Raw genomic sequence first — 10960 nt, 5'->3', positions numbered from 1 at the left:
ATCAGCGCAGGTCCTTTATAGATGAAGCCCGAGTAAATCTGTACCAGGCTGGCGCCAGCAGCGATTTTTTCTGCTGCATGCCGCCCCTCGGTAATACCACCTGCGGCGATGATAGGCATTTTACCGGCCAGTTCACCGGCAAGAATCTTCACCGTATGGGTACTCTTCGCCAGCACCGGCGCGCCGGAAAGACCGCCCGCCTCGTCAGCATGCGGCAAGCCTTCGACCCCTTCGCGACTGAGGGTGGTGTTGGTTGCGATCACCGCATCCATGCCCGACTCCAGCAACGTTGCAGCCACCAGCGCAGTTTCTTCGTCGCTCATGTCAGGCGCGATCTTGATGGCCAGCGGCACACGCTTGCCGTGCTGCGTCACCAGTTGCTCACGACGCTCGGCCAGGGCTTCAAGCAACTGCTTGAGCGAGTCACCGAACTGCAGGGTGCGCAGGCCGGGCGTATTCGGCGAGCTGACGTTGACCGTCACATAGCTGGCATGGCTGTAGACCTTGTCCAGACAGATCAGGTAGTCATCCACTGCACGCTCGACCGGCGTATCGAAGTTCTTGCCGATATTGATGCCGAGCACACCGCGGTATTTGGCGGCCTGCACACGGGCAAGCAGGTGGTCGACCCCAAGGTTGTTGAAACCCATGCGGTTGATGATTGCCTGGGCTTCAGGCAAGCGGAACAGGCGCGGCTTGGGATTACCCGGCTGCGGCCGCGGGGTGACGGTACCGATCTCGACGAAACCAAAGCCCAACTGAGCGAAACCGTCGATGGCCGCGCCATTCTTGTCCAGGCCAGCGGCAAGACCGACCGGGTTGTCGAACGACAGCCCCATCACGGTCACCGGCAAACGGGCCGGCGCCTTGGTCAGCAAACCGTTGATACCCAGACGACCACCGGCACCGATCAGGTCCAGGGACAGGTCGTGGGAGGTTTCCGGGGAAAGCTTGAACAGCAGCTGGCGGGCCAGGTTATACATGGGCGGGCTTAGCTCGACGGAAATAAAAGCGCGATTATAGCGGCGGCACAGGCCCGAGGACAGCGCCACGATCCTGGGGTTTGCCCAGGCCTTCCCGACCTGCACCCACACCATGTGGCTGTACCACTGGCGCGCACCCATTACTGAGAGAAAAGGCGCCCATGCTGCGTATCCTGCTGATCGACGATAGGCAAAAAAAAAGCCCGGCCTGAGCCGGGCTTTTCAAGCGTCAGACCAATTACTTGGCTTGAGCTTCAACCTGCGCTTCTACGCGACGGTTTACAGCACGACCAGCTTCGGTGGCGTTATCGGCAACCGGACGGGTCTCACCGTAACCAACGGACTGAACGCGGCTCGACTCAACACCGTACTGCTGGGTCAGAACCTGCTTGACGGCGCCAGCGCGACGCTCGGACAGCTTCTGGTTGTAAGCGTCAGGACCGACGGAGTCAGTGTGACCTTCAACAGTGGTGGTGGTCTGTGGGTACTGCTTCATGAAGTCAGCCAGGTTCTTGATGTCGCCGTAGCTGTTTGGCTTCACAACCGACTTGTCGAAGTCGAACTTGACGTCCAGCTCTACACGAACGACTTCAGCCACAGCTGGGCAGCCGTCAGCGTCAACGGTAACGTTGGCTGGGGTGTCAGGGCACTTGTCGACATTGTCGCAAACGCCGTCGTTGTCGCTGTCGGAGCAGACTTCAGCAACAGGTGCTGGAGCTGGTTCAGCTTTCTTCGAGCTACCGCCAAAGTTCAGACCGATACCGACGCTTGGCGCCCACTCGGTGTCGCCCTGGTCGATGTTGTACTGAGCTTCAACGCCAGCACGGGCGTAGAAGTTTTCAGTGAAGTACAGCTTGGCACCGCCGCCCAGGTTGGCGAAGGTGGAACCGTTACGACCGCTACGACCGTTCTGGCCGATGCTCTGGTCCGAGAAACCAGCGGAAACGTAAGGACGCAGCAGGTCACCTGGGTTGTTGAAGTGGTACAGAGCATCCAGGGCAGTGTTGGAGCCCTTGATGTTGCGACCGTCTTCAGCACGAGCATTGTGGACTTCGTCATAACCCAGACGCAGTTCAACGTCGTCGGTCAGGAAGTAACCAATCGAGCCGCCGAACAGGTTGCCGTTGTTTTTGAAGTCACGAGCGCTGTCGAACATCTCTTTCTTGGCGAAACCTTCCACCTCGACTGCGCCTTGGCCTTGTGCCAGAGCGCCGAACGAAGTTGCGGCTACAAGAGAACCAATGGCAATGCCCAAGGTGTTTTTCAATTTCATCCGTTAAATCCCCATCTGGTGATTGTTAAGCAGTCCCACCAAATCCGGGGGACAACTCGCGGGCAAGTTTAGCAGAACCTGCCCGTACGTTAGAGATATTTGCGTGCTACTAAGTTTCGGAAATGCCCGCAAATTTCTCACGTAGCTTGTCGAGCGCCCGCTTGTACCGCATTTTCGTGGCGCTCAGACCCATGTGCATGATGTCGGCGATTTCCTGAAATTCCAGCTCTGCGACAAAACGTAGCACCAGGATTTCACGGTCAATCGGATTGACATGCACCAGCCATCTGTCCAGTCCGCCCTTTTCTTCCGGTTTCGGGGCCTTGTCGTCCGAGGCCTCCTCGACCGGATCAAGACTCAGGGCATCCATCAAGCGACGCTTGCGTCGCTCTTTGCGGTACTGGGTAATGCACTCGTTGTAGGTGATGCTGTAGAGCCAGGTCTTGAACTTGGACTTACCCTCGAAGTTCTTCAGGCCATACAGCACCTTGAGCATGACCTCCTGACAGACATCGTCGGCATCCCGATCGTTCCCTAAATAACGCGCACAGACGTTGAACAGGGTCCGCTGGTAGCGCCGCATGAGCTCTTCATAGGCGCGGGTAACATGAAACAGCTCCTCATGCGAACGCGCCACCAACTCCTCATCAGTGAGCTCGCGGGGGTCGTAACGCATGGACAGCGAGTGAACTTTATTCAAAACAGATCTGGCCGAGAGTCAGGTCAAATGCCCCACAAAATAGCCCGAGGCCATTTTGCGGCGGCATACATTAGCAGAAATTGCCCGATCAGCGGCTACTGACTCGCTGTTCCAGCAGAATCCGATTGGACAAGGACACCAATTCACCATCATCTGTCAGCAGGGTCGTCTTGACCGTACCGATCTCCTCGATCTGCCCCTCGACCTCGCCAACCCGCACCTGCTGGCCAACCTGATAGAGTTCACGCACGTAAATTCCGGCCAGAATCTGCCCGGCAATCTCGCGGCTGCCGAGGCCCATGGCCAAGGCAACGGCCAGACCAACGGTTATCAAACCAATCACAATCACGTGGTTGAGCAGGTCAGTCTTGACTTCCAACTGGCTGATCGCCACGGAGATACTGATGATGATCACCAGCCCCTGAACGATCCGCCCAACGCCGGCGGCATACTCCAGGCCTATGCCTTCTGCCGCGCCGCGCACCAGGCCATTGGCAACCTGGGCCAGCAGTACACCGGCCAGCAGCACCAAGGCCGCACCGAACACTTTGGGCAAGTACAGAGCAAGCATGTCCAGCGTAGCTGAAACCCGCTCCAGCCCCAGAGATTCAGCTGCAGAAACCAGGAAAATCAGCAATACGAACCAGTAGACGACCTTCCCGACCAGGGTAGAAATCGGCACCTGGATACCCACCCGGCCCAGCATCTTGGTCAGCCCGGTACCCGCCATCAGGCGATCCAGGCCAACCTTGGCCAGCAGTTTCGACAACAGGGTGTCGAGCAGCTTGGCTACGACGAAGCCAAGCAGCACCACCACCAGGGCACCGAACAAATTGGGAATGAAGTTCGCCACTTTGGTCCACAACGCCGTCATGGCGGTGACCAGGCTCTGGGTCCAGAGATCTAGTTCCATATTCAATCGGCCTTATCAGCTTTACGGGCAGAAGCACTGCGGCGTACCGGCGCAACATGCGCCGAGCCATTATTGAGGGCAATCATCAGCGCCTGGATCCAGCGACCCAGCAAGCTGAAAAGATCACCGGCACCGACCTGGCGGTTGGCGGTTTTCAGGACACGGCCCAGGCAAGCGTCATCGTCACGCTCGCGGCCGGAAGGCGAAGCCTTAAGCAGGTCTCGCAGGGATTCTTCAAACGGATCGTGCATAGGCACCTCGCGCAGTATCTGTCAAAGACGAGGCCGCCGTGGCATCGGTCACATGGGCCACACCGGGCACCTGCATCATCATGTGACGCCTCAGACCCAACGCAAGCGACGAAACAACCACCACTGCCCCAGGGCCAACGCAATCAGCAGGACACTGGCGAACAGAAAGCCGTAGGGGCTTTCGGAACCCGGAATACCGCCAACGTTGATCCCCAACAGGCCTGTCAGAAAGCTCATGGGCAGGAAAATACAGGTAATGATACCGAAGCGGTACATGGTTCTGTTCATCCGCTGACTCAAACGCCGGTCTTCGTTCTCCAGCACCAGCGCGACACGCTCACGGGTCAGCTCCAGCTCTTCGAGGTAACGAATCAGGCTGTTGTTCAGTTCGTTCCAGTAATCGGCGTCTTCTTCGGCGAACCACGGTACCTTGTTACGGGCCAGTTGCGCGTAGATTTCCCGCTGCGGCGCCAGGAAACGGCGTAGCCCGGCAGCACGACGACGCATCTGCAGCATGCTGCCATGCTCAGGCGCATACCGTTCGTCGGTTTCCAGCTTCTCTTCCTCGCCGTCCACCTCTTCGGATAGATCACTGACCAGCGCCTGAACCTTTTCGGTCAGCAACTGGGCTAGCGCCAACAGCAGTTCCGATGCCGATTTCGGGCCGCGGCCCTCTGCCAACTGCTGCAACACTTCATCGGACGCGCGCAGCGGCCGCAGACGCAGGGAAATAACCCGCTGCGCCTCGGCAAAAATGCGTACCGAGACCATATCTTCCGGCTCGGCACCCGGGTTGAGATTGACGCCACGAAGAAACAACAGCATCTGTGCGTCGGGCAGCGGCAGCAAACGAGGCCGCGTGTTTTCCTCAAGCAACAGGTCACAGGCGAACTCGTTCAAGCCGCTGTCGCGACGCAGCCAGGTCTGGGTCTGCGGGTGACTGCGATCCCAGTGCAACCAGAGGCTTTGCTCGGACTGCAGTTGAAGATCGTCCAGCTCAGTCCGGGCAATCGAACGCGCACCGCCTTTTCCATCCAGCACCAGGGCATGCACCAGCCCCCATTGCGCGTTTTCTTCCTCGAACATCCCCACCCCACAGACCGGCTTCAGAACTTACTCAGGCATTTTCAACGGGCTTGGCGAAACGATCACACCGTTGTTGTCGGCGTAGATGTATTCACCTGGACGGAAGGTCACACCAGCAAACGTCACGACCACATTGAGGTCGCCAATGCCACGTTTGTCGGTCTTCTTCGGGTGGCTGGCCAAGGCCTGAACGCCGATATTGGTCTGGGCAATGGCATCGACATCGCGGATGCAGCCATAAATCACCAGGCCTTCCCAGCCGTTTTTAGCTGCCTTTTCCGCGATCATGTCCCCCAGCAGCGCACAACGCAGGGAGCCACCACCATCAACCACCAGTACTTTGCCCTTGCCATCAAGGTCGGCCTGCGATTTGACCAGGGAGTTGTCCTCGAAACACTTGATGGTGACGATCTCGCCACCAAAGGAATCACGGCCACCGAAGTTACTGAACATCGGCTCCAGCACCTGCACCAGTTCAGGGTAGGCGTCGCACAAATCGGGCGTAAGGTAATGCATGGGAAACTCCTGTCACTTGCCAAGACAATGGATGTCGGAACTCACAGTTTCTTGCGGTTGACGAGACATGGCGATCCGGCTTTAGGCCAAGGCTACACGTCGATGCCGATTCGGTCACCCTCATAGGCGAGCCTGAACACCTTCAAACTGGCGCAGGCAGCCTGCTGTACCGGCTGCCCGCACGGCAAACGAAATTCGATGCCGTGCCGCTGGCAGCGCAACACATTCCCTTCCAGGGTCGCACTGTGCAGGGGCGCGCCCTGATGCGGGCAGCGGTTCTCAATCAACAACGGCTGATTGTCGACCACCAGCAGCAACAACTGCTGACCACTCACCTGAAAGGTCTTGCGGTAGCCCTCCTGCAGATTGATCAGACGCTCTAGTGCAACAAACATAGCCCTAACTCAAACACATAGTGACCGAAACGACGACAATCGTCACATATTAGCCGTAACCAGGCTCTGGAGAAATGCTCTGCTCACGACTGCCCAGCAGCGGCAGCAGCGGATCGCGCAACCAACGCTCGACCATTGGCCAGACTTGCACTTGAGCCGGTTTGCTCACCAGCATGTCGACATGCCCGAAGTTGTCAAAACCCTCCTCCGCGCCCAGTCGTACGAACTGTTTGTGCTCACTGCCTATTTGCTCGAACAGCTTGCGACAGGCCCAGACGGGGTCCTGGTGATCCCCTGCCCCTGCCACCGCCAGTATGGGCACCTGAACATCGGCAAGGCCGGCCCACCAGTCCTGCTTCTTGTCACCGAAGCGGCCGAACAGCCCATGCCAGCGCATGCTTTCCAGCGCCAGACCGATCGGTTCGTCCTCTGGGCCACGCCCCAGCCTGGCACCGGACAAATGCACAAAGCGCTTGAGCAATAGCCGAGAGGTCCATTCCACCGGTGGAATCTTCAGCGGCCAGTAAATGCGACTGACCTGCGTGCCAAAGAATGCCGCGCTGGCCACCTCTTCAGCGCCCAGCCAGCTACCCCCAAGCGCCGCCGCCAGGGTCGTCCCTCCCAGGGAGTGCCCCAGCCAATGCGGCACCTGGCCCGCCTGCTCACGCACAAACGCGGCAATCGCCGGCAGGTCATAGCGTGCATAGTCGGCCACGCGGTTTTGCCGGTACTCGCGGTTACGCGGCGACAGGCCATGCCCACGCATTTCTGGCATCCAGACATCGAAACCGGCCCGAGCCAGATGGGCACCCAGGCCGATACCCCGCGGCGAGTACCAAAAACGCCGGTTGGAAAAACTGCCGTGCAGAAGAATCACCGGCACACCACGAACCTGCTCCTGATCAGCCAGGCCCAGTCGTGTCACTGCCAGTTCTACCGTGCGGTCAGGGCTGTTGCCAGCCTTGAGGCGGTAGACATCTTCACTCAGGTCTCCCCGGCGCTCGGCACTGAGCAAGGCCACGGGAAAAAGGCTACTGCTGCTTTGCATAGATCTCTTGCACAAAAAAGGGCGAGCACCATCACTGGAACACGCCCTGAAAAATTCGGTGGAAGCGCTCGAACGCCAAACGCTGGCGATCGAGCGCTTCATTTCAGCGCATCAGTTTGCTGCGCCTTGCCCCTCGGCCAGGAAGAACCAGGTCTCAAGCACGGAGTCAGGGTTCAGCGAGACGCTCTCGATCCCCTGTTCCATCAGCCATTTGGCCAGGTCCGGATGGTCGGATGGGCCTTGGCCACAGATACCGATGTACTTGCCGGCCTTGTTGCACGCCTGGATGGCGTTGGCCAACAGCTTCTTGACCGCAGGGTTACGCTCATCGAACAGGTGGGCGATGATCCCGGAGTCACGGTCCAGGCCCAGGGTCAGCTGGGTCAGGTCGTTGGAGCCGATGGAGAAACCATCGAAGTACTCCAGGAACTCATCGGCCAGGATGGCGTTGGATGGCAGTTCGCACATCATGATCACGCGCAGACCGTTCACGCCGCGGCCCAGACCGTTTTCGGCCAACAGGTCGACCACCTGGCTGGCTTCGCCAAGGGTGCGGACGAACGGTACCATGATCTCGACGTTGGTCAGGCCCATTTCGTTGCGCACACGCTTGAGCGCACGGCACTCGAGCTCGAAGCAGTCGCGGAACGACTCGCTGATGTAGCGCGAAGCGCCACGGAAGCCCAACATCGGGTTTTCTTCTTCCGGCTCGTAGAGCTTGCCGCCGATCAGGTTGGCGTATTCGTTGGACTTGAAGTCCGACAGGCGCACGATCACCTTCTTCGGCCAGAACGCTGCTGCCAGGGTGCTGATGCCTTCGACCAGTTTCTCGACGTAGAAGCCCACTGGGTCATCGTAGCCGGCGATACGCTTGTCGACGCTGTCTTTCAGCTCTTGCGGCAAACCGGCGTAGTTCAGCAGTGCTTTCGGGTGCACGCCGATCATGCGGTTGATGATGAACTCCAGGCGCGCCAGACCGACACCAGCGTTTGGCAACTGGGCGAAATCGAATGCACGATCCGGGTTACCGACGTTCATCATGATCTTGAACGGCAGGTCAGGCATGGCGTCGACCGAGTTCTGACGCACATCGAAGCCCAGCTCACCTTCGAAGATGAAACCGGTGTCGCCCTCGGCGCAGGAAACCGTCACGCCCTGGCCGTCTTTAAGCACCTGGGTGGCGTTACCACAACCTACGACGGCAGGAATACCCAGCTCACGCGCAATGATCGCGGCGTGGCAAGTACGGCCACCCCGGTTGGTAACGATCGCGCTGGCGCGCTTCATGATCGGTTCCCAGTCCGGGTCGGTCATGTCCGATACCAGCACGTCGCCTGGCTGGACCTTGTCCATTTCGGCGATATCGTGGATCACGCGCACCTTGCCAGCGCCGATGCGCTGACCGATAGCACGGCCTTCCACCAGCACTTTGCCGGTTTCCTTGAGCAGGTAGCGCTCCATGACATTGGCGCTGGAACGGCTCTTCACCGTTTCAGGACGGGCCTGAACGATGTACAGCTTGCCGTCGTCACCGTCCTTGGCCCACTCGATGTCCATCGGGCGCTGGTAGTGCTGCTCGATGATCATGGCCTGCTTGGCCAGCTCGGTGACTTCGGCGTCGCTGAGGCAGAAACGGGCGCGGTCGGCACGATCAACATCGACGACCTTGACCGAACGACCGGCCTTGGCCTCGTCGCCGTAGATCATCTTGATTGCCTTGCTGCCCAGGTTACGGCGCAGGATGGCCGGACGGCCGGCCTGCAGGGTGTTCTTGTGGACGTAAAACTCGTCCGGGTTCACCGCGCCTTGCACCACGGTCTCGCCCAGGCCGTAGGCGCCAGTGATGAAGACCACGTCACGGAAGCCCGACTCGGTGTCGAGGGTGAACATCACACCGGCGGTACCGGTTTCGGAGCGGACCATGCGCTGCACGCCGGCCGACAGGGCGACCAGCTTGTGGTCGAAGCCCTGGTGCACACGGTAAGCAATGGCACGGTCGTTGAACAGGGAGGCAAATACCTCCTTGGCGGCGCGGATCACGTTGTCCACGCCACGGATATTCAGGAAAGTCTCCTGCTGACCCGCGAACGAGGCGTCCGGCAAGTCTTCGGCAGTGGCCGAGGAACGCACAGCGACGGCCATGTTCGGGTTGCCCTGGGACATTTCAGCAAAGGCGGTGCGGATTTCGGCATCCAGACGCGCCGGGAACTCTGCGTCCATCACCCACTGACGAATCTGCGCACCGGTTTTAACCAGGGCGTTGACGTCGTCCACGTCCAGCGCGTCGAGTGCGGCGTGGATACGCTCGTTCAGGCCACTCTGCTCAAGAAAATCACGGTATGCCTGAGCCGTAGTGGCAAAGCCGCCAGGAACCGATACACCGGCGCCGGCAAGGTTACTGATCATCTCGCCGAGGGATGCGTTCTTGCCCCCCACATGCTCCACATCATGGACGCCGAGCTTATCGAGGGAAACTACGTACTCTACCAAGGTGATCTCTCCACTAACTGTATTGGAAAAGCTCAGGACGCCGGCGATTTCGCTAGGAACGTGCCGGGCGCTTGTGGCCTGGACCTGGAAAATAAGTGAGAATGCCGACAAGGGTTGTTCGGCAAACCGAACCTATCATATCCAAGATTCGTCACCAGCTTAAGGCCCATGGCGCAAATGAAACGATCTGCTTTCTTTATTTCCGATGGCACCGGCATCACCGCCGAGACCCTGGGACAAAGCCTACTAGCGCAGTTCGAGAACATTCCCTTCAATAAATTCACGCGACCGTACATTGATAGCGTGGAAAAAGCGCACACCATGGTACAGCAAATCAATGCTGCCGCAGAACGCGACGGGGCGCGTCCGATCATCTTCGATACCATCGTCAATCAGGACATTCGCGAGGTGCTGGCGACCTCCAATGGCTTCATGATCGATATTTTTTCAACCTTCCTCTCCCCTCTGGAACAAGAGCTGACCGCGCACTCTTCCTACTCAGTGGGCAAATCCCATTCGATCGGTGGCAACTCCAACTACATGGAGCGTATCGAGGCGGTGAACTTCGCGCTGGACAACGACGACGGCGCGCGCACGCACTACTACGACAAGGCCGACTTGATTCTGGTGGGTGTATCCCGTTGCGGCAAAACCCCGACCTGCCTGTACATGGCCATGCAATTCGGCATCCGCGCAGCCAACTACCCGCTGACCGAAGACGACATGGAACGCCTGCAGTTGCCCACGGCGCTGAAAAAACACCAGCACAAGCTGTTCGGCCTGACCATCGACCCGGACCGCCTCACCGCGATCCGCCACGAGCGCAAGCCCAACAGTCGCTATGCCAGCTTTGCCCAGTGCGAATTCGAAGTGCGTGAAGTGGAAAACCTGTTCCGCCGCGAGAACATTCCGCACATCAACTCCACCCACTTCTCGGTGGAAGAGATCTCCGCGAAGATCCTGGTGGAAAAAGGCGTAGAGCGGCGCTTCAAATAACACCCAGGAACGCGTGGGCGTAAGGTCGGATGCATGGCCTCGGTGCGGTGCCCGTGAGATCGCGGCGCCTGTATCGCGGGCAAGCCCCGCTCCCACAGCTAGCGCGGACTCTGTTGGAGCAGGCTTGCCTGCGATGGCCTCGGCGCGGTGCCTGTGAGTGCGCGGCGTCTGTATCGCGGGCAAGACCCGCTCCCACAGCTAGCGCGGACTCTGTTGGAGCAGGCTTGCCTGCGATGGCCTCAACGCGGTGCCCGTGAGATCGCGGCGTCTGTATCGCGGGCAAGACCCGCTCCCACAGCTAGCGCGGAC

General features: G+C 59.2%; 11 protein-coding genes. 1 reads left to right on the top strand and 10 read right to left on the bottom strand.

The features are described from left to right. The 10 genes from EKA13_RS06650 to ppsA form a co-directional block, all read right to left on the bottom strand. The coding region (locus EKA13_RS06650) for a quinone-dependent dihydroorotate dehydrogenase (protein WP_065758615.1) at window positions 1-983 on the bottom strand (983 nt) is incomplete at its 3' end. 238 nt (window positions 984-1221) lie between these two features. After that, window positions 1222-2256 (bottom strand): OmpA family protein, encoded by a 1035-nt coding sequence (locus EKA13_RS06645; protein WP_065758610.1) that lies wholly within the window; start codon window positions 2254-2256, stop codon window positions 1222-1224. Between the two features lie 109 nt (window positions 2257-2365). Then, window positions 2366-2956, bottom strand: coding sequence for an RNA polymerase sigma factor SigX (gene sigX, locus EKA13_RS06640; protein WP_176717403.1), 591 nt, complete (start codon window positions 2954-2956; stop codon window positions 2366-2368). A gap of 88 nt (window positions 2957-3044) precedes the next feature. Further along, window positions 3045-3869, bottom strand: a complete 825-nt coding sequence (locus tag EKA13_RS06635) for a mechanosensitive ion channel family protein (protein WP_065758608.1) — start codon at window positions 3867-3869, stop codon at window positions 3045-3047. A gap of 2 nt (window positions 3870-3871) precedes the next feature. After that, entirely contained in the window at window positions 3872-4126 is a 255-nt protein-coding gene (locus EKA13_RS06630) for a CrfX protein (protein ID WP_176717402.1), read from the bottom strand. An 84-nt stretch (window positions 4127-4210) separates the two neighbouring features. After that, entirely contained in the window at window positions 4211-5206 is a 996-nt protein-coding gene (locus EKA13_RS06625) for a zinc transporter ZntB (protein ID WP_065758606.1), read from the bottom strand. Window positions 5207-5233: 27 nt separating this feature from the next. Further along, on the bottom strand, window positions 5234-5722 hold the full coding sequence (rraA, locus tag EKA13_RS06620) for a ribonuclease E activity regulator RraA (protein WP_065758605.1): 489 nt from the start codon (window positions 5720-5722) through the stop codon (window positions 5234-5236). A 92-nt stretch (window positions 5723-5814) separates the two neighbouring features. Continuing rightward, window positions 5815-6117: a Rieske (2Fe-2S) protein gene (locus EKA13_RS06615; protein ID WP_065758604.1), complete on the bottom strand. Its 303-nt coding sequence runs from the start codon at window positions 6115-6117 to the stop codon at window positions 5815-5817. Between the two features lie 49 nt (window positions 6118-6166). Continuing rightward, on the bottom strand, window positions 6167-7165 hold the full coding sequence (locus EKA13_RS06610; RefSeq protein ID WP_065758603.1) for an alpha/beta fold hydrolase: 999 nt from the start codon (window positions 7163-7165) through the stop codon (window positions 6167-6169). Window positions 7166-7276: 111 nt separating this feature from the next. Continuing rightward, a complete protein-coding gene (ppsA, locus tag EKA13_RS06605; protein ID WP_065758602.1) occupies window positions 7277-9655 on the bottom strand; it encodes a phosphoenolpyruvate synthase in 2379 nt (792 codons plus the stop codon). 177 nt (window positions 9656-9832) lie between these two features. On the opposite strand from ppsA, the gene ppsR reads away from it, so the two are divergent. Further along, window positions 9833-10651 (top strand): posphoenolpyruvate synthetase regulatory kinase/phosphorylase PpsR, encoded by an 819-nt coding sequence (gene ppsR / locus EKA13_RS06600; protein ID WP_065758614.1) that lies wholly within the window; start codon window positions 9833-9835, stop codon window positions 10649-10651. Window positions 10652-10960: the final 309 nt, after the last annotated feature.

The sequence above is a fragment of the Pseudomonas defluvii genome, assembly GCF_001695625.1.
Classification (GTDB): domain Bacteria; phylum Pseudomonadota; class Gammaproteobacteria; order Pseudomonadales; family Pseudomonadaceae; genus Aquipseudomonas; species Aquipseudomonas defluvii.
This window is presented reverse-complemented; position numbering and strand designations above follow the sequence as displayed.

What these genes read in the sequence shown, in the direction of transcription:
- EKA13_RS06645 (WP_065758610.1), bottom strand. Translation starts at nt 2,256, where the DNA reads ATGAAATTGAAAAACACCTTGGGCATTGCCATTGGTTCTCTTGTAGCC.
- rraA (WP_065758605.1), bottom strand. Translation starts at nt 5,722, where the DNA reads ATGCATTACCTTACGCCCGATTTGTGCGACGCCTACCCTGAACTGGTG.
- ppsR (WP_065758614.1), top strand. Translation starts at nt 9,833, where the DNA reads ATGAAACGATCTGCTTTCTTTATTTCCGATGGCACCGGCATCACCGCC.
- EKA13_RS06635 (WP_065758608.1), bottom strand. Translation starts at nt 3,869, where the DNA reads ATGGAACTAGATCTCTGGACCCAGAGCCTGGTCACCGCCATGACGGCG.
- EKA13_RS06610 (WP_065758603.1), bottom strand. Translation starts at nt 7,165, where the DNA reads ATGCAAAGCAGCAGTAGCCTTTTTCCCGTGGCCTTGCTCAGTGCCGAG.
- EKA13_RS06615 (WP_065758604.1), bottom strand. Translation starts at nt 6,117, where the DNA reads ATGTTTGTTGCACTAGAGCGTCTGATCAATCTGCAGGAGGGCTACCGC.
- EKA13_RS06625 (WP_065758606.1), bottom strand. Translation starts at nt 5,206, where the DNA reads ATGTTCGAGGAAGAAAACGCGCAATGGGGGCTGGTGCATGCCCTGGTG.